Origin of the sequence: Yoonia sp. 72 (assembly GCF_034652275.1) — a bacterium.
Taxonomy (GTDB): domain Bacteria; phylum Pseudomonadota; class Alphaproteobacteria; order Rhodobacterales; family Rhodobacteraceae; genus Yoonia.
Genome location: NZ_JAXIWG010000001.1, coordinates 515,362 through 533,117 on the forward strand (window position 1 = coordinate 515,362; position 17,756 = coordinate 533,117).

General features: G+C 62.9%; 14 protein-coding genes and 1 tRNA gene. 7 read left to right on the plus strand and 8 right to left on the minus strand.

What is annotated here, in order from left to right; genetic code table 11:
• Positions 1–75 precede the first annotated feature (75 nt).
• Complete coding sequence (locus VCK47_RS02710) at positions 76–1,341, minus strand: ABC transporter substrate-binding protein (RefSeq protein ID WP_322889184.1); 1,266 nt, start codon at positions 1,339–1,341, stop codon at positions 76–78.
• Positions 1,342–1,631: 290 nt separating this feature from the next.
• Between VCK47_RS02710 and VCK47_RS02715 the strand changes: the two genes are divergently transcribed.
• From VCK47_RS02715 to VCK47_RS02725, 3 genes are read left to right on the plus strand one after another with little or no spacing between them, the layout of a single operon-like run.
• Positions 1,632–2,663, plus strand: a complete 1,032-nt coding sequence (locus VCK47_RS02715; RefSeq protein ID WP_322889185.1) for a substrate-binding domain-containing protein — start codon at positions 1,632–1,634, stop codon at positions 2,661–2,663.
• 1 nt (position 2,664) lies between these two features.
• Positions 2,665–3,987 carry a GH1 family beta-glucosidase gene (locus tag VCK47_RS02720; protein WP_322889186.1) on the plus strand — a complete coding sequence of 441 codons (1,323 nt, stop codon included), beginning with the start codon at positions 2,665–2,667 and terminating at the stop codon, positions 3,985–3,987.
• An 8-nt stretch (positions 3,988–3,995) separates the two neighbouring features.
• Positions 3,996–4,988, plus strand: a complete 993-nt coding sequence (locus VCK47_RS02725) for a glucokinase (protein WP_322889187.1) — start codon at positions 3,996–3,998, stop codon at positions 4,986–4,988.
• Here the strand turns inward: VCK47_RS02725 and VCK47_RS02730 are convergent.
• The 3 genes from VCK47_RS02730 to guaB all read right to left on the minus strand — a co-directional run bounded on the left by VCK47_RS02730 (position 4,985) and on the right by guaB (position 10,018).
• Positions 4,985–7,195, minus strand: a complete 2,211-nt coding sequence (locus VCK47_RS02730; protein WP_322889188.1) for an ATP-binding protein — start codon at positions 7,193–7,195, stop codon at positions 4,985–4,987. The two genes, VCK47_RS02725 and VCK47_RS02730, sit on opposite strands and share 4 nt — an antisense overlap.
• Positions 7,196–7,412: 217 nt before the next feature.
• Positions 7,413–8,570 carry an RsmB/NOP family class I SAM-dependent RNA methyltransferase gene (locus tag VCK47_RS02735; protein WP_322889189.1) on the minus strand — a complete coding sequence of 386 codons (1,158 nt, stop codon included), beginning with the start codon at positions 8,568–8,570 and terminating at the stop codon, positions 7,413–7,415.
• Complete coding sequence (gene guaB, locus VCK47_RS02740; protein WP_322889190.1) at positions 8,570–10,018, minus strand: IMP dehydrogenase; 1,449 nt, start codon at positions 10,016–10,018, stop codon at positions 8,570–8,572. The genes VCK47_RS02735 and guaB overlap by 1 nt, the downstream gene beginning before the upstream one ends.
• A 111-nt stretch (positions 10,019–10,129) precedes the next feature.
• Between guaB and VCK47_RS02745 the strand changes: the two genes are divergently transcribed.
• The 4 genes from VCK47_RS02745 (at position 10,130) to VCK47_RS02760 (ending at position 13,465) form a co-directional block, all read left to right on the plus strand.
• The gene (locus tag VCK47_RS02745; RefSeq protein WP_322889191.1) at positions 10,130–10,816 is read left to right on the plus strand and encodes a hypothetical protein; all 687 of its coding nucleotides are present in this window, start codon (positions 10,130–10,132) and stop codon (positions 10,814–10,816) included.
• Positions 10,817–10,934: 118 nt separating this feature from the next.
• A complete protein-coding gene (locus VCK47_RS02750; protein WP_322889192.1) occupies positions 10,935–12,965 on the plus strand; it encodes an ASKHA domain-containing protein in 2,031 nt (676 codons plus the stop codon).
• Between the two features lie 46 nt (positions 12,966–13,011).
• Positions 13,012–13,085 (plus strand) — tRNA-Gly (locus tag VCK47_RS02755).
• Between the two features lie 29 nt (positions 13,086–13,114).
• Positions 13,115–13,465 (plus strand): RidA family protein, encoded by a 351-nt coding sequence (locus tag VCK47_RS02760; RefSeq protein ID WP_322889193.1) that lies wholly within the window; start codon positions 13,115–13,117, stop codon positions 13,463–13,465.
• A gap of 3 nt (positions 13,466–13,468) precedes the next feature.
• Here the strand turns inward: VCK47_RS02760 and VCK47_RS02765 are convergent, their stop codons facing one another.
• Genes VCK47_RS02765 through zwf form a run of 4 tightly spaced genes read right to left on the minus strand, consistent with a single transcriptional unit; the run spans position 13,469 to position 17,685 of the window.
• On the minus strand, positions 13,469–13,924 hold the full coding sequence (locus tag VCK47_RS02765) for a prepilin peptidase (protein WP_322889194.1): 456 nt from the start codon (positions 13,922–13,924) through the stop codon (positions 13,469–13,471).
• A 28-nt stretch (positions 13,925–13,952) separates the two neighbouring features.
• Positions 13,953–15,554 carry a glucose-6-phosphate isomerase gene (gene pgi / locus VCK47_RS02770; protein WP_322889195.1) on the minus strand — a complete coding sequence of 534 codons (1,602 nt, stop codon included), beginning with the start codon at positions 15,552–15,554 and terminating at the stop codon, positions 13,953–13,955.
• Positions 15,555–16,226 (minus strand): 6-phosphogluconolactonase, encoded by a 672-nt coding sequence (gene pgl, locus VCK47_RS02775; protein WP_322889196.1) that lies wholly within the window; start codon positions 16,224–16,226, stop codon positions 15,555–15,557.
• Between the two features lie 4 nt (positions 16,227–16,230).
• Entirely contained in the window at positions 16,231–17,685 is a 1,455-nt protein-coding gene (gene zwf / locus VCK47_RS02780) for a glucose-6-phosphate dehydrogenase (protein ID WP_322889197.1), read from the minus strand.
• Between the last annotated feature and the right edge of the window lie 71 nt (positions 17,686–17,756).

Here is a 17,756-nt window from a genome sequence, read left to right on the forward strand (position 1 = left end):
TCCCCTTGGGCTGCCTGATCGTGCAGGTGACCCGGCCCACAGGCCGGATCACCCGGAATTCAAGACAGGATCAGCTTACTGGATCGCGTCCCATGATGCCTGAATGCCAGCAGCGACTGTAGCCGCATCGGCACCACCGGCATAATCGACCATGCCGGTCCAGAACGAGCCCGCACCCACAGCGCCCGGCATCAGGTCGGATGCGTCAAAGCGGAAGGTGGTCGCGCCCAACAGGATGTCGTTCATGTTGGCCAGCGTCGGGTCACCAAAAGCGGCATTGTCCACGCCGGTATGCGGTGTCAGGAAGCCACCCAGACCCATCCAGATCTCGTGTGCCTCGGGAGTCTTGAGGAACTCGATCAGGTCGTTGGCTGCATCGCTTGGGTTGGTGATGGCCCAGAGTGTGCCGGCACCCAGAACAGGCGAGCCAAGGTCTTCGGATTCATACGCGGGGAAGTAGAAGAAATCGGCATCCGCGCCCACTTCGGTCCCTTCAGGGAAGAAGGCAGGAATGAACGACGCCTGACGGTGCATGTAGCACTGGGGCGGGCTGTCGAACAGGCCGCGCGGGCTGTCGCGGAAATCGGTCGTAGCGACAGCACCGGACCCACCGGCGACCCAGGCGTCATTACGGGCAAACAAGCCGAATTGTTCGATCGCGTTGACAACTTCTGGTGCATCGAACGGCAGTTCGTTGCTGACCCATGCGTCATAGACTTCGGGCGGCTGTGTGCGCAGCATCATATCCTCGACCCAGTCGGTCGCCGGCCAGCCGGTAGCACCCCCCGACCCCAGACCGATGCACCACGGCGTGCCGCCGTCTGCGACGATCTGTTCGGACAGCGCGATCAGCTCTTCCATGGTCTGCGGCACTTCATAGCCCGCATCCTCGAAGTTCTCGGGGTTGTACCAGACCAGCGACTTCACATCGACCTTGTAGAAAAAGCCGTAAAGCTCGGGGTTGCCTTCGGGGCTGGTGTAGGTGCCCAGATCGACCCAGGACTGACCAGCAGCGTAGTTTTCCAGCAACCAGTCGCCGGTGCCTGCGGGCAGCGGTGTCAGGAAGCCGCGGCGCGCCATGTCGGCGGCCAGACCGGGCTGCGGGAACACTGCGACATTGGGGGCAGAGCCTGCCTCGGCGTCGATAACGATCTGCTGCTCGAAGCTGTCAGACCCGGTGTAGCGCACGTCATGGCCAGTCGCCTCGGCGAAGGCAGCCAGCACCTGCTCGACATTGGCCTGGTCCGGGCCAAGCCATGGACCGAAAACGGTGATTTGCTCGGCTTGCGCAGCGCTGCCCAAAGCAACCGCTGCCACGCTGGCATACAGTTTGAATTTCATAGATTCTCCTCCCAATCACGCCAACGTGGCGTGTACGTTTGTTGGCACCCGCTGTGCCGGCCTTGTCTTTCGCTCTTCCACGCCCGAGGAATCGCAATTCCCAAAGCGCTTTGGATGGTGCTACAGTCAATCAAGGTTTCGTTCTTGTCAATAACGCTGTCATTTTGGAAAAAATGACTTGGATTTAGGCAAACGCAGCGTTACTGAAACGATTACGGGTGGTGCGGCAAAAGAATGTCTTGCATAAGTCGTATCGCCGATTTGATAGCGCTTTGGAGGGCGTCAGGCCCATGAACCTCAAACAACTCTCGCAGAAACTGGGCCTGAGCCAAACCACCGTCAGCCGCGCGCTAAACGGCTACCCCGAGGTGAACGAGGCCACGCGCCTGCGTGTCGAACGCGCAGCGGCGCAATATCACTACCGCCCCAGCACCCGCGCCAAGGGGCTGGCGACCGGCAAGGCGCTGGCTATCGGCCATGTGATTCCGATTTCCAGCAAGCACGAGATGGTCAATCCGGTCTTTGGCGACTTTATTGCCGGTGCAGGCGACACCTATGCGCGGCACGGCTATGAAATGATTCTGTGCACCGCCGATGATGCGCAGGAAGAGCAGGTTTACCGCGGGCTCAAGGCGCGGCGTGCGGTGGACGGTGTCGTCGTTCATGGTCCTCGGCTGAACGACAGCCGCATCAAGCTCTTGCACGAAATCGGCCTGCCCTTTGCGGTGCATGGCCGGTCGTCGGGGGCCACCCTGCCCTATACTTGGCTTGACGTGAACAACCGGCATGCGTTCCAGCGGGCGACCGATTTCCTGCTGGATCTGGGGCATACACGGATCGGGCTGATCAACGGAATGGAATTTATGGATTTCGCCCACAGGCGGCGCGACGGTTATACCATTGCACTGCTGGAAAAAGGCATCCCCGTCGACCCCGCGATCATGCGCTCCAGCGAAATGACCGAAGTCTTCGGCTATCAGTCCACCCGCGACATGCTGGCCCTCGCCAATCCGCCAACGGCCCTGCTTTGTGCGTCGCTGATTTCTGCGCTGGGCGCGCGGCGCGCCGTGGAAGAGGCGGGGCTGGTCATGGGGCGCGATGTGTCGATCATCACCCATGACGATGATCTGTCCTATCTCAAGAATGGCGACGAAATCCCGATTTTTACAGCGACACGGTCCTCGGTCCGGGCGGCAGGCGCGCGGCTTGCGGAAATCCTGCTCGGCGCGATCACGGACCCCGACCTGCCGCACCAGAACGTGCTTCTCGAAGCTGAATTGATGGTAGGCCGCTCGACCGGACCTGCCCCCAGAAAGGACTGACATGGATTTCAAACGCAGCGATTTTCCCGACGGATTCCTGTTCGGGGCCGCCACGGCCGCCTACCAGATCGAAGGACACCAGTTCGGCGGCGCAGGCCCGACCCATTGGGATACGTTCGCCGCCACGCCGGGCAACGTGGTGCGCGCTGAAAACGGGGCATTGGCCTGCGACCATTACCACCGCTTTGCCGAAGACCTTGACCTGTTGCGCGATGCGGGCATGGATGCCTACCGCTTTTCGACATCCTGGGCGCGGGTCATGCCTGACGGGCGGACGGTGAACCCCGCAGGCCTCGATTTCTACGACAGGTTGGTCGATGCGATGCTGGAGCGGGGGCTAAAGCCGTTCCAGACGCTCTATCATTGGGAACTGCCGTCCGCGCTGGCCGATCAGGGCGGCTGGACCAACCGCGACACATGTGCCGCCTTTGCCGATTTCACCGATGTCATCACCGACCGCATCGGCGACCGCGTCCATGCCATCGCCACGATCAACGAGCCATGGTGCGTCGCCTATCTGTCGCATTTCCTTGGCCATCATGCGCCCGGCCTGCGCGACATCCGCGCCACGGCCCGCGCGATGCATCACATCAATCTGGCCCACGGCATGGCGATGACGCGGCTGCGCGCCAAGGGCATGCAGAACTGCGGCGTGGTGCTGAATTTCGATCATACCGAACCGCTCGATAACAGTGCGGATGCGGCAAAGGCCGTCGCCACATGGGACGCGATCATGAACCGCTGGTTCATCGAGGCGATCGCCAAAGGCACCTACCCTGCCGAGGCTCTGGACGGTTTCGCCGCCCATATGCCCGCAGGCTGGCAGGACGACATGGCCGAGATCAGCCAAAAAATCGACTTTCTCGGCGTCAATTACTACACCCGTCATCAGGTCACGACAGATACAGCACAGCCTTGGCCACATCTGGCCTCTTACGAAGGTCCGGGCGCCAAGACCCAGATGGGCTGGGAGATTTACCCCGACGGGCTGCAATCCTTCCTGACGCGGCTGGCGCGGGATTATGTGGGCGATCTGCCGCTGTTCGTCACCGAAAACGGGATGGCATGGGACGATCATGTCGAAAACGGCGCGGTTTACGACCCCGAACGCACGCAATTCGTGTCCGACCACATCACCGCCACGCAGCGCGCCATCGCGGCGGGGGCCAATGTCCAGGGCTTCTTTTACTGGTCACTTCTGGACAATTACGAATGGGCCTTTGGCTATGAAAAACGGTTCGGGATGGTCCATGTCGACTTCGACACCTTGAAGCGGACGCCGAAAGCGTCCTATCACGCGCTCAAATCCGCCATCGCGCGCTAGGAAGTTTTATGCCCCATCCCGCCAACAGCTATGCCCTTGTCGCCGATATTGGTGGCACCAACACGCGTGTCGCCTTGGCCGACGGGCGCAGGATCATCGAAACGACGATCAGGCGCTATGCCAATGCCGATTTTCCGGGGCTCGAATCGGTACTGCGCCGTTACATCGCGGATGAAGGCGGGGTTGATCCCATCGCTGCATGCGTCGCGGTGGCGGGTCCGGTGCGCGACGGGCGCGCGACGATGACCAACCTCGACTGGACCATCGACAAGACAACGCTTGCGCGCGCGACCAAGGCCGAAACGGTCGCCATCCTGAATGACCTGCAGGCGCAGGGCCATGCGCTGGGCCATCTGGACGCGGCCAATATCCGCACCATCCTGCCAGCGGCGGACGCAGCCCCGCAGGCGGCCAAGCTGGTGATCGGCATCGGCACAGGGTTCAACGCCGCCCCCGTCTTTGATCTGCCGGGGAGCCGGATCGTCACGCCGTCCGAAAGCGGCCATGCGAACCTGCCGATCCGCAACGAGATGGAACTCCGCCTGTGCCAGTTCGTATCGACCGCCCACGGCTTTCCTGCGGTCGAAGACGTGCTGTCGGGCCGCGGGCTGGAACGGGTCTATGCCTTTCTGGGCACCGAGGCGGGCGACCCGCGCGAGGCCGCAGCGCAAGACATCATGGCCGCCTGTGCCGATGGCAGCGATGCGCGCGCAGTAGATGCAGCACGCCTGTTCACCCGCATCCTTGGCACGGTGTGTGGCAACCTTTCGCTGATCCAGTTGCCTTTTGGCGGGGTCTATCTGGTGGGCGGTGTGGCGCGGGCCTTTGCGCCGCATCTGACACGCTTTGGCTTTGCCGAGGCGTTCCGCGACAAGGGTCGCTTTGCAGGCTTCATGAGCAATTTCGCGGTGCATGTGATCGAGGATGACTATGCCGCCCTGACCGGGTCGGCCGCACATCTGGTCGCACTGGGTCAGGCGCCGGTGGCTGCGGGCCACTAGGCGCGGATGGTCTCGTCCAGCTGGGACTGGACCGTCTGCGTCAAGTCATTGAGCGAAAACGGCTTTGGCAGGAACACTGCGTTCGGTATTTGGGACTGACCGTCACTGAACGCATCTTCGGCATAGCCTGATATGAACACGACCTTGGTGTCCGGGCGCTGCTGAAGCGCCTGGCGCACCCAGGTCGGCCCATCAAGCCCGGGCATGATGACATCGGTCACGAACAGGTCCACAAGCAAGGCAGGATCGTCGAGCATCCCTAGCGCTGCCTCCGCACAATCAGCCTCCAGAACGCTATAGCCGCGCAGGCGCAAAGCGCGCGATGCAAAGGCGCGCACAGGGGCTTCATCCTCGACCAGCAGCACGACGCCGGTCGCAGGGCTGGCCAGCGGTTCGCGGCGCGCGGGTTCCACGGGTGCAGGCGGGGCGACAGGCCGGTCATGGCCGGGAAACAGCAGCGTGAATTCCGTACCCGTGCCCAGTTCGCTGTCGGCAAAAATATAGCCACCGGTCTGTTTGACGATCCCGTAAGCGGTTGACAGGCCAAGACCCGTCCCCTCACCAGGGCGCTTGGTCGTGTAGAAGGGTTCGAAAATCTTGGGCAGTTTGTCGGGGCTGATGCCATGGCCGTGGTCAATTACCTTGACCAGCACATAATCCCCCACCGGCACAACAGCACGATCCTTGACCATCGGGTCGGTCAGCCGCAGGTTCTGCGTCACCACGCGGATTTCGCCGGCCCCCTGCATCGCATCGCGTGCGTTGACGATCAGGTTCATCAACACCTGTTCCAACTGCCGCTTGTCCGCCCGGATAGGCAACAGCGCAGGGTCATGGTCCAGCGTCAATGATACCTTTTCCCCGACCAGCCGGTTCAGCAGATGCGTCAGATCCGACAAGGTGTCGCGCAGGTCGATCACCTCCGGCTGGAGCGTCTGCTTGCGTGAAAAGGCCAGCAACTGCCTGACAAGGCTGGCGGCGCGATTGGCGTTCTGGTGAATCTGGATCAGGTCATTATAGTTCTGGTCACCTTCGTCATGGCGCAGCAACAAAAGGTCGCAATGCCCTGAAATCGCTGTCAAAAGATTGTTAAAATCATGCGCGACGCCGCCGGCAAGCTGCCCGATCGCCTGCATTTTCTGGCTTTGGACAAATTGCGCCTCGAGCGTTTTGAGTTCGGTGACGTCATCAAGCACCGCGATCAGATGCGGATCGGACGTGCCGCCCGCCGCGTTCAAGGTGACCTGGACGAATGTGTCCTGGCTTTGGCCCCGCCCCTGCAAAAACTGCGGGCTGCGGCCACTGCGCCCTTCAAAGGCCTCGCGCAGCCAGTCGTTGATCGGCCTGCCCAAGCCTTCCAGAAGATCCGTCAGCTTGAGCTTGTCGATATCGGTGATCCGTAGCAACTGCCGCGATTCGCGGTTGGTGCCCAATATCTCGCCCGAAGGCGCGATTTTCAGCAGCGGAATCGGCAGATCCTCGATCGCATGCCAACCGGCGGTAAAGAAACGCGGCCCGTCACCGCGCTGATCCGCCAGAAGATAGACGTCGCGGGCGCCCGCCCAGCCATCCGCCAGCGCCACGATCACAGGTTGCGCGCCCTTCGCCGTTTTGAGCATGTGGCGCTGGCCCGGCGCCAAGGGCAGATCGTTGAACAGATCGTCAAGCGTCCCGACTTTTTGGCCCAACAATGCGCGCAAGGCGGCATTGACATACAGCACCGCATTGTCCGGCCCCAGCGTGAGCATCGGCAAAGGCAGGTTGTCATGCTGGCGGGCCGCGCCCACAGCATGATCACCCAGATCATCCATCCGCCACAGGCGCAGCCCGGGGCCGATCACGACCACGCTTAGCCTGAAATGGCCCCGCCGGGTTACGACGTCTTCCTTGCTTGACCCCGTCAGATGCGCCGCTTGAGACAGCCGTTGCAGAAAGGGATGCGGATTGGCCAAGACACTGCCGAACAGATCCGAAAGCCTGCGCCCCGAACAATCGCCAAAGCGATGCACAGCCGCCTTGTTGGCATAGCGCACCAGCCCGACGTTATCGGTGAGAAAGGCGCTGTCGGGATCGTCCTGTACCAGCTTGAAGGCCGTGGTGTCCAGCCGCCACGATCGCCACCGTGCAAGGCCAGCCTGCCCTGCCAGTCCCATTGCCAGCAACACCAAAAGACCGCCTGCCGTGATCATCCCGATCCGTGCGGGCATTGCGGCAGTCATCTGCGCCGCAACCAGGCTCAGCACTCCCGCAACCAATACCCACGGCACCAACGCCATGCCGACAGCCGCGGAGGCAGTCGCCCTTGCGATCGTCGGATTGGATGGCACTGGTTACCTCGCTACTCGGTTACCGCAACAGATCGCCCAAAAGTCCTAAATCTTCGTAAAGATTCGTAGCACAAACCGCAGAACAACTAAAGGTTGATCAGCGCTGCAAACTGCAAAGGAAAAACCCGTCGCCGTCCGGCCCTGGCAGTGCCTGATCGCGCAAGGCGACGGACCATTCCGGATGCGCGTTCAAAAAGCGGGCGATGACGTTGTCGTTCTCGTCCCGAAGCACCGAACAGGTCGCATAAACCAGCCTGCCTTGCGGTCCGACAAGCGCCGCAGCGCGCGCAATCACATCATCCTGGATATCGGTCAGCGCGGCCAGCCTGTCACGCGTCAGCCGCCATTTCGCGTCCGGGCTGCGCCGCCAGGTGCCGCTGCCGCTACAGGGCGCGTCGCAAAACACAGTATCAAATGGTTCGATATCAGATAGTTCCGCGGTGGAAAGGATGTTGATTTTTACTCCTGCCCGCCCCGCGCGTGCTGGCAGGTCGGCCATCCGTGCAGGTGCGATGTCATGCGCGCAAACAGTCGCATCATAGCGGTCGGCGAAGGCCAGCGCCTTGCCGCCACCGCCTGCGCAATAATCCAGCACCCGCGCGCCCTGCGGGACAGGCACCAGCTGCACCGCCCGTTGCGAGGCTGCGTCCTGCAGCTCGACCAGCCCTGTTTCATAGGCCTTGGCCGTCCTGATCCGGCGGGCGTTGTCCAGCACGCGCAGGCAGCCGTCGACCGCCGGATGCGGCTTTGCCGTTATCCCGTCCTGCGCGAGTGCGGCCATGGCGGCGTCTGGCGTCGCACGTCGCTGGTTCACGCGGAGGAACACATCTGCGCGCGCCTGCTGCGCTTGCGCGGCCTGCACGGCATCTGCGCCGAGACTGGCCTGCCACACAGGCCAGAGCCAGTCCGGCAGGTCGCAGACGGCCGCGTCGGACAGTGTCAGAGGCGTGGTAAGTGCTGCGGCTTCTTCTTCCGACAGTGGCTCAGGAGCATGCCCCAAGCCATTGAAAACGGATGAAAGATCAGTTCCGTCACGCTGCAAAAGCCGCAGCATCAACGCACGCCCGTCACCATCCCCCAGCGACCGCCGGCAGCGCAGCACATCAAAGACATGGTCGCGCACGGCGGCGCGGTCTTTGGCCCCCGCAAAGCGGCTCGCGCGCGCCCATGCGGTCAGCGCCTGTTCGGCAAAGGCCCCGCCACCGATCTGGTCCAGCACGGTGATAGCGGCCGCAACGCGCGCCCCGGGGGTCATCAGCCGACCCGGTAGTTCGGGCTTTCGCGGGTAATCTGCACGTCATGGACATGGCTTTCCTTCAGCCCTGCCCCCGTGATCCGCACGAAAGTGCAGTTCTTGCGCATTTCCTCGACAGTGGCGCAGCCGGTATAACCCATCGCGGCACGCAAGCCGCCCACCAGCTGATGCACGACGGCATGGGCCGAGCCTTTGTAGGGCACCTGACCCTCGATGCCTTCGGGAACCAGCTTGTCGCTGGCGGCCTCTTTCTGGAAATAGCGGTCAGCCGATCCGCTGGCCATCGCGCCAAGGCTACCCATCCCGCGATAGGCCTTGAACGACCGCCCTTGGTACAAGATCACTTCGCCCGGGCTTTCGTCGGTGCCTGCGATCATCGAGCCGACCATGGCGCAGGATGCGCCTGCCGCAATCGCCTTAGCGAAATCGCCCGAAAACTTGATGCCGCCATCGGCGATCACCGGCACGTCGCCTGCGGCCTGCGCGCAATCCATGATCGCGGTCAGTTGCGGCACGCCGACACCTGCGACCATGCGCGTGGTGCAGATGGACCCCGGCCCAATACCGACCTTGACCGCATCGGCCCCCACGCCGATCAGCGCGCGTGCCGCCTCGCCTGTGGCGATGTTGCCCGCGACGATCTGGACCTCGTTCGACAGGGCCTTGACCCGTTCGACCGCCCGCGCCACCCCTTCGGAATGGCCATGCGCGGTATCGATCACGATCATATCGACGCCTGCATCGATCAGCGCCTGCGAACGCTCGAACCCCGCATCGCCCACGCCGGACGCAGCGGCAACCCGCAAGCGCCCCAGCGCGTCCTTGCAGGCCATCGGGTTCAGCACGGCCTGTTCGCTGTCTTTCAGCGTCAGAAGGCCGGTCAGCTTGCCTTCGCCATCGGTGATCAGCAGCTTTTCGATACGACGGGCCTGCATCAGGGACCGCGCCTCGTCGAGATCAGCGGGTTCCCGCAGGATCGCCAGATTGTCGGCGGTCATCATCACGCTGACGGGGGTCTTGTCGTCCTGCGCGAAACGCATGTCGCGGTTTGTCACGATGCCCACGACACGTCCATCGGGCCCGACGACGGGAAATCCGGTGATCCGGTAGCGGTCCATCAGGTCCTTGGCATCGGCCAGCGTCTGGTCGGGGCGCAGGGTAATCGGGTTATAGACGGTGCCCGAGACAAAGCGTTTCACGCGCCGGATTTCATCGGCCTGCTGCGCGATGTTGAGGTTCTTGTGCACGACCCCGATGCCGCCCGCCTGTGCCATGGCGATCGCCATGCGCGCCTCGGTCACGGTGTCCATGGCGCTCGATAACAGGGGGATGTTCATGGCGATGGATTTGGTGACGCGGGTGCGTGTATCCGCCGTTGATGGCAGCACGCTCGAGGCCGCAGGGACCAACAACACGTCATCAAATGTCAGGGCTTCACGAATCTCCATCAACCTGTCTCCGTTCGAGGGCTGTTGGCGCGTCCCTATCGCATGGATAGGCCACAGCCGAAAGGTCAAATCACCGCTTGAAGCGGCAAAGACGCCCGCGCATGGTGCGGCATGGCGAAGAACGACCCCTCCGACAGCATCAGCCCGCGCAACCGCCTTGTCTGGTTCGGGATCAGGTTCGCGCTGGTGCTGGTCTGCGTGGCGTTGGCCGCATTGGGGTTCGACTGGCTGAAGGCGCAGATCGCGCTTTTGGAAAGCGACGCCTCTGCACGGGCGATGACGGGGTTGATCGTGGCGGTGCTGGTTGTTTACGCCGTGCTTCTCGCGATCCCTTTTGTGCCGGGGGTGGAAATCGGCGTGGCGCTGTTGATTGTTCAAGGGGCAGCGGCCGCCCCTTTTGTCTATGGCGCAACGGTCGGCGGGCTGACGCTTGCGTTCATCGTGGGGCAAACGGTGTCGCTGCTCTGGCTGATCCGCCAGTTGCAGGACCTGCGTCTGCGCCGGATCGCGGGCTGGCTGGAACGGATAGACGCTGTGCCGCGCAACGACAGATTGACCGCGATGCAGGCCAAACTGCCGCGCTGGCTGGTGCCGTTGGTGGTGAAATACCGCTATGCGACCCTTGCCATCGCGATCAACACGCCGGGCAATATCGCGGTGGGCGGTGGCGGGGGGATCATGCTGGTCGCGGGGCTGAGCCGGCTCTTCAGCACGCCCGCCACACTCTTGGTCATTGCCCTTGCGACGGCGCCGGTACCTTTGGCAGTCTGGCTGTGGGGGACGGATATGCTGCGGTAGTGTCGGGGATCACCCCGCCACCATGACATGCCGCTCTTATCATACGGATTGACGGATACCGCCCTTCCCTGTGCTGCGGCGCGCGATATGTAGGGGCGAGGCAATAAAGGCACCCCCGATGACCACCGACCCTCTTGTGATTTTCACTCCCTCCGGCAAACGGGGGCATTTCCCTGTCGGCACGCCCGTGCTGACGGCGGCACGGCAGTTGGGGGTGGACCTTGATTCCGTCTGCGGCGGGCGCGGCATCTGTTCGAAATGCCAGATCACGCCGTCCTATGGCGAATTTTCCAAGCACGGCGTCACCGTCGCCCCCGACGCTTTGTCCGACTGGAACAGCGTCGAGGAACGCTATGACAGCATCCGTGGCCTGAAACAGGGCCGACGCCTTGGGTGTCAGGCGACGATCCAGCGCGATGTCGTCATCGACGTACCTGCCGAAAGTCAGGTGCATAAACAGGTCGTGCGCAAACGGGCCGAAGTGCGCGAGATCACGATGAACCCGTCCACGCGGCTTTATTATGTCGAGGTCGAAGAACCCGACATGCACGACCCCTCGGGCGATCTGGAACGGCTGGTGATTGCACTGCGCCGCGACTGGGACCTGCCCGCGCTCGAGGCTGACTTGGGCGTGCTGCGGACCATGCAAAAGGCGCTGCGCAAAGGCGAATGGAAAGTCACCGTCGCGGTGCATCTGGGCGATGCGGTGTTTTCGCCGCGCATCATCGCGATCTGGCCGGGGTTCTATGAAGGCACGATCTATGGCCTTGCCGTCGATCTGGGGTCCACCACCATTGCCGCACATCTGTGCGATCTGCGCTCGGGCGAGGTTGTGGCCTCATCCGGCATTATGAACCCCCAGATCCGCTTTGGCGAGGATCTGATGAGCCGTGTCAGTTACGGCATGATGAACCCAACGGGGTCGGAGGAAATGACCCGCGCCGTGCGCGAAGGCATGAACGCGCTGTTCGTGCAGATCGCGTCAGAGGCGCAGATTGACCGCGATCTGATCGTCGATGCGGTCTTTGTCTGCAATCCGGTCATGCACCACCTGTTTCTGGGCATCGACGCCTATGAACTGGGGCAAGCGCCTTTTGCGCTGGCCACGTCGGATGCTTTGTCGCTGCGCGCGCTGGAGCTGGATTTGAACCTGCATCCGGCGGCGCGGGTCTATATCCTGCCCTGCATCGCGGGCCATGTCGGCGCGGATGCGGCAGCGGTCGCCCTATCCGAAGCCCCCGACAAATCCGAGGACCTTGTGCTGATCGTCGATGTCGGGACCAATGCGGAAATCCTGCTCGGCAACCGCGAAAAGGTGCTGGCCTGTTCATCCCCCACAGGCCCCGCGTTTGAAGGCGCGCAGATCAGTTCGGGCCAGCGTGCCGCCCCCGGTGCCATCGAGCATGTGGAAATCGACCTTGTCACCAAACTGCCCCGCTTCAAGGTGATCGGCAGCGATATCTGGTCGGACGAGGACGGTTTCGCCGAGGCCATCGCCCAGACCGGCGTGACCGGCATCTGCGGGTCCGGCATCATCGAGGTGATCGCCGAAATGCGCATGACTGGCATCGTCGACGGGCCGGGGCTGATCGGGTCAGCCGACCAGACCGGATCACCCAATTGCTTTGCCGACGGGCGCACGAATTCCTATCTGCTCTATGACGGCACGGCGGCAGGTGGCCCGCTGATCACGGTGACCAACACCGACGTGCGGCAAATCCAGATGGCCAAGGCCGCCCTCTATTCCGGCGCACGGCTGCTGATGGACAAATTCGGCGTGGACAAGGTGGACCGCGTGGTGCTGGCGGGGGCTTTCGGCGCGCATATCAGCCCCAAACATGCGATGGTGCTGGGGATGATCCCGGATGCGCCTTTGGACAAGGTCACCAGCGCGGGCAATGCCGCGGGCACGGGCGCGCGGATCGCGCTCTTGAACACCGACGCGCGACGCGAGATCGAAAGCATCGTGCGCCAGATCCATAAGATCGAGACCGCGATCGAGCCGCGCTTTCAGGAACATTTCGTCAATGCCTCGGCCATCCCGAACGCGGTCGAACCTTTCCCGATCCTCAATTCCATCGTCACGATCCCGCAGATCAACCACAACCAAAGCGGCGACCGCGGCCCGCGCAGACGCGGCCGACGGTGATTGGCGCTTGACGGCGGCGGGCGGCGCAATTACCTGATTGCAGCGCGCGGGTGTAGCTCAATGGTAGAGCAGCAGCTTCCCAAGCTGAATACGAGGGTTCGATTCCCTTCACCCGCTCCATTCCCCCTTCACTTACGAAAGAGGCCACCATGCCCGAGATCACCCGTCACCATACAAACGCCCGCATGAGCCAGCTCGTCATCCATAACGGGATCGCCTATCTTGCGGGGCAGGTCGGCACGCCGGGGGCGACTGTGTCCGAGCAGACGGCCGCTATTCTGGCGCAGATCGACAGCTTGCTGGCCGAGGCAGGCACGGACAAGACCAAGATCCTGACCGCGCAAATCTGGCTTTCGGACATCAGCACACAATTCGCCGCGATGAACGCCGTCTGGGATGCCTGGGTTGCCGAAGGCCATGCGCCCGCCCGCTGGACCGGCGAGGCGAAACTGGCCACGCAGGATTACGACGTGGAAATCATCGTCACTGCCGCGATCTGACGCCTAGATCAGCCAGAAGGCACAAAGCCCCGCGATGCCGATGGGCAAGCTCATCGGCAGCACGCGCTTGTTCAGGATCACCCATTTGCTGCCCTCGGACGCAAAGCGTTTATGGACTTGCAGAATGATGAAGGTTCCCACGAACATCGTCACGATAAAAATCGCAAAAGTCGCCAGCGCCTTATCCGCCGGAATGAACAGCGCAAGGCCGGTCAACAGCTTGACCGCGCCCGCGCCAAAGCCGGCAAACGCGAAAAGCACCAGCCCGATCACGAAGACGATGGCCGCGCCGATCAGCCGACCGGCAAAGGCGGCAGGGTCAGGCGAGGTGACGATCAGCGCGATGAACAGCACAAATGGCACCATCGTCAGCCAGTTGGGCAAGCGCCCGTCGCGCATTTCGATCGCCATGGCGGCGATCAGGATCAGTGACATCAAAAACGGTGCATAGGCCGCCATCTACAAAATTCCCAAAACAATCAGGCCCTCAGACCCCGTTACGCTGCAAGAACCCGACAAGTGCCGCGGTCGAGGCATCCTTGCCGTCCAGACCCGCGCGCCTTTCGACGACAGGTTGCAGCGCGGTCGCCAGTTCCTTGCCCAGTTCCACGCCCCATTGGTCGTAGGAATTGAGGCCCAAGACAACCCCTTCCACAAACACACGGTGTTCATAAAGCGCAATAATCTGCCCCAGCACAAAGGGCGTGAGCTGCGGATAGGCGATGGTGACCGAAGGCCGGTTGCCCGTGAACACACGGTGGCGCGCCTGCCGTTCCAATTCGTCGCCCGTGAACTTGTCCGCGATCTTGGCGCGCGCCTCGTCAAGACTGCGCCCGCGCATCAGCGCCTCGGACTGCGCAAGGCAGTTGGCGACCAGCAACTGGTGCTGGTGGTGCAGGTCGTCCTCGTGCCCGCGCGCGGCGACAAGGAATTCGCAAGGCACGGTGCCGGTGCCCTGATGGATCAATTGATAGAAGGCGTGCTGCCCGTTCGTGCCGGGTTCACCCCAGACGACAGGGCCGCTCGCGACCGGCAGATCGGTGCCGTCCATCGCCACACCCTTGCCGTTGCTTTCCATCTCCAGCTGTTGAAGATAGGCGGGCAAGCGGCTGAGATTGTTGTCATAAGGCAGCACAGCGCGTGTGGGATAGCCGCAGATCTGGTTGTGCCAGATGCCGACGACGGCCAGCAGCGCGGGCAGGTTTTCCTGCCAGTCCGCCGCGCGGAAATGCACGTCCATCGCCTGCGCGCCACGCAGGAAGGCGCGGAAGGCGTCCGGCCCGATGGCGATCATCAAGGACAGGCCAATCGGCCCCCAAAGCGAATAGCGCCCGCCGACCCAATCGGCGAAACCGAACACGCGGGATGGGTCGATCCCGAAGGCGGCGGTTTTGTCGGCAGCAGTCGACAGGGCGGCGAATTGCGCGCCGGTGTCGCGGACCGAACCGGACATCCACGCCTGTGCGGTGCGCGCGTTGGTCATCGTCTCGATCGTGGTGAAAGTCTTGGAGGCCACGATCACCAGCGTTGTCGCAGGATCGCAGCGGCGCAGCACACCCGCGATATCGGCGGGGTCGACGTTGCTGACAAAATGGCAGCGCGGGCCGTCGTGGTAAGGCGACAGCGCCTTGACCGCCATCGCAGGCCCAAGGTCCGACCCGCCGATGCCGATATTGACGACATCGGTGATCTTGCCACCCTGCCCCCGGTAGCTGCCGTCACGCACGGCGCGGGCGAAATCCTCCATCCGTGCGAGCGTCGCCAGCACATCGGGCATGACATCGGCCCCGTCGACCATGACCGGCCCGCCGTCAAGGTTGCGCAAAGCGGTATGCAGCACGGCGCGGCCTTCGGTTTCATTGATCGCGGTGCCTGTGAACATCGCGTCGCGCTTGGCGGCGACACCCGTCTGGTCGAGCAGGGCGAACAGCATGCCGCGTGCGGTCGCGTCGATATTGGTCTTGGCATAGTCCAGCACCATATCGCCCGCCGTGGCGCTGAAATCCGCGGCACGGGCGGTATCAAGCAGCGTCTCGAAACGCCGTTCAGCGGTGGCCGCGTGATGCGCGCGCAGGTTGTCCCAGACCATCTATGCCTCCGCCCAATGCACGGTCGTATCCTTCAGCACGGCAGCGACAGGCGCTTCATGCGGGTCAAGCCCCTGCGCCTTGTCAAGCGCGGCGCGCTTTTCCGCGCCCACGATCACGATATGGCGGCGCATGGCGGCATTCAGCACCTTGGCCGACAGGGTGATGCGCGGCTCTGGCGCGCCGGGTGCGCGCATGGCGACAAGAGGGGCGTCGCCCGTCAGCGCCAGTTCCAGCTGGTCGGCACCCGGAAACAGCGATGCGGTATGCATATCCGCGCCCATGCCCAAAAGGACGACCGACAGCGGCAGGGCGGCGGCCAGACCAGCGGTCAGCTCGGCCAGCTTGTCCTCTGGCGCGGGGGCATCGGCGTAAAGCGGGATCAGCTGCGCCGGCGCGGCACGGCTGATCAGCAGGCGACGGCGGAGCAGCGCGGTATTGGACCGGTCCGAGCTTTCGGAGACCCAGCGTTCGTCGGTCAGCATCACATCGACGCGCGCCCAATCCAGATCGACAGCGCACAACGTGTCAAAGATCGGACCCGGCGTGGTCCCCCCCGGCACGGCCAAGGACGCGCGGTCCTGCGTCAACAGCGCCTGTTTCAGCTCGCTGGCGATGATGTCGGCCAGCCGCATCATCATCATCTCGGCATCGGGATATTCGATCAGTCCCATCAGTCTAGCCTTTGACTTCGCGCCATTTCCGCCCGTCGCGGTGCAACAGCATCATCGCATCCTCGGGCCCTGTGGACCCCGCGTCATAGAGTTTCGGCACGTCGTTGCGTGCCTCCCAGCCCTGGATGATCGGGTCAGTCCAGGCCCATGCCGCCTCGACCTCGTCGCCACGCATGAAAAGCGTCTGGTTGCCACGGATCACATCCATGATCAGCCGTTCATAAGCATCCGTCACCTCGCCCGCGTCAGCGCCCAAGGCATCGGCAAAGGTCATGTCCAAGGGCACGTCAATCAAACGCATGCCCCCCGGTCCGGGTTCCTTGATTGTCACCTGCAAATCCATGCCTTCGTTGGGTTGCAGGCGGATCGACAGGATGTTGCGGTGGCGCGCGGTATCGCCTTCGAAGATCGTGTGGCCAAGGTCCTTGAACACGACGGTAATTTCCGACGACCGCGCCTTCATCCGTTTGCCGGTGCGCAGGTAGAACGGCACGCCCGCCCAGCGCCAGTTGGCGATATGGCATTTCAGCGCGACAAAGCTTTCGGTAAAGCTGCGCGGATTTTCGGCATCCTCGCGATAGCTGGGGCCATCGGGGCCGGCGTCATACTGGCCACGCACGATGTGATGCGGCGCAACGGGTTGCAAGGCACGGATGACCTTGAGCTTTTCGTCGCGCACCTCGTCCGCGCCAAACCGGCTGGGCGGTTCCATCGCGATCAGGCACAACAGCTGCATCAGGTGGTTCTGCACCATATCGCGCATCGCACCCGATTTGTCGTAATAAGACCCCCGCCCCGCGACACTGACGGTTTCGGCCACGGTGATCTGGATGTGGTCGACGTAGTGGTTGTTCCAGAGCGGCTCGAACAGCACATTGCCAAACCGCACGGCCATCAGGTTCTGGACGGTTTCCTTGCCCAGATAATGGTCAATCCGGTAAATCTGCTGTTCGTTGAAATGGGTGGACAGAACCGCATTCAACGCGCGCGCCGTGTCCAGATCACGGCCAAAGGGTTTTTCCACGACGATCCGGCTGTCGGAGGACGCGATCTTGTGGTGGTGCAGGCGTTCGGCCAGATCGCCAAACAGCGAGGGTGCAACCGAAAAATAGAAGGCCTGCACCACGTCCGAGCGGACCTTTTGCGCCAGTTCCGGCCAGCCGCCCTCGCCCTTGGCGTCGATGGCGACATAGTCGAGCGTCGCAAGAAAGGCATTCAGGCTATCGCTGTCCTTGGCCTCTTCGCCGCCGAATTCGGCAATCGCCTCGGCGATCATCGCGCGGTAGCCGCCTGCGTCCATCTCGGACCGCGCCGCCCCGATGATGCGCGATCCGTCAGGCGTCTGGCCGGACCGGAACCGGCGGAACAGCCCCGGCAGGATCTTGCGACGGGCCAAATCACCCGTCCCGCCGAAGATCACCAGATCGAAGGTTTCAACAGGAATGACGCGAGAAACCATGACGTGCTCCGCTGTGCTGCAATTTCGTTAGCGCTAACGCCCGCTGGCTAAAGCATCTTGGCTTGCCTGTC

Excerpts from the sequence above, each read along its gene's own strand:
- VCK47_RS02710 (WP_322889184.1), bottom strand. The coding sequence starts at position 1,341 with ATGAAATTCAAACTGTATGCCAGCGTGGCAGCGGTTGCTTTGGGCAGC.
- VCK47_RS02715 (WP_322889185.1), top strand. The coding sequence starts at position 1,632 with ATGAACCTCAAACAACTCTCGCAGAAACTGGGCCTGAGCCAAACCACC.
- VCK47_RS02720 (WP_322889186.1), top strand. The coding sequence starts at position 2,665 with ATGGATTTCAAACGCAGCGATTTTCCCGACGGATTCCTGTTCGGGGCC.
- VCK47_RS02725 (WP_322889187.1), top strand. The coding sequence starts at position 3,996 with ATGCCCCATCCCGCCAACAGCTATGCCCTTGTCGCCGATATTGGTGGC.
- VCK47_RS02730 (WP_322889188.1), bottom strand. The coding sequence starts at position 7,195 with ATGCCCGCACGGATCGGGATGATCACGGCAGGCGGTCTTTTGGTGTTG.
- VCK47_RS02735 (WP_322889189.1), bottom strand. The coding sequence starts at position 8,570 with ATGACCCCCGGGGCGCGCGTTGCGGCCGCTATCACCGTGCTGGACCAG.
- guaB (WP_322889190.1), bottom strand. The coding sequence starts at position 10,018 with ATGGAGATTCGTGAAGCCCTGACATTTGATGACGTGTTGTTGGTCCCT.
- VCK47_RS02745 (WP_322889191.1), top strand. The coding sequence starts at position 10,130 with ATGGCGAAGAACGACCCCTCCGACAGCATCAGCCCGCGCAACCGCCTT.
- VCK47_RS02750 (WP_322889192.1), top strand. The coding sequence starts at position 10,935 with ATGACCACCGACCCTCTTGTGATTTTCACTCCCTCCGGCAAACGGGGG.
- VCK47_RS02760 (WP_322889193.1), top strand. The coding sequence starts at position 13,115 with ATGCCCGAGATCACCCGTCACCATACAAACGCCCGCATGAGCCAGCTC.
- VCK47_RS02765 (WP_322889194.1), bottom strand. The coding sequence starts at position 13,924 with ATGGCGGCCTATGCACCGTTTTTGATGTCACTGATCCTGATCGCCGCC.
- pgi (WP_322889195.1), bottom strand. The coding sequence starts at position 15,554 with ATGGTCTGGGACAACCTGCGCGCGCATCACGCGGCCACCGCTGAACGG.
- pgl (WP_322889196.1), bottom strand. The coding sequence starts at position 16,226 with ATGGGACTGATCGAATATCCCGATGCCGAGATGATGATGATGCGGCTG.
- zwf (WP_322889197.1), bottom strand. The coding sequence starts at position 17,685 with ATGGTTTCTCGCGTCATTCCTGTTGAAACCTTCGATCTGGTGATCTTC.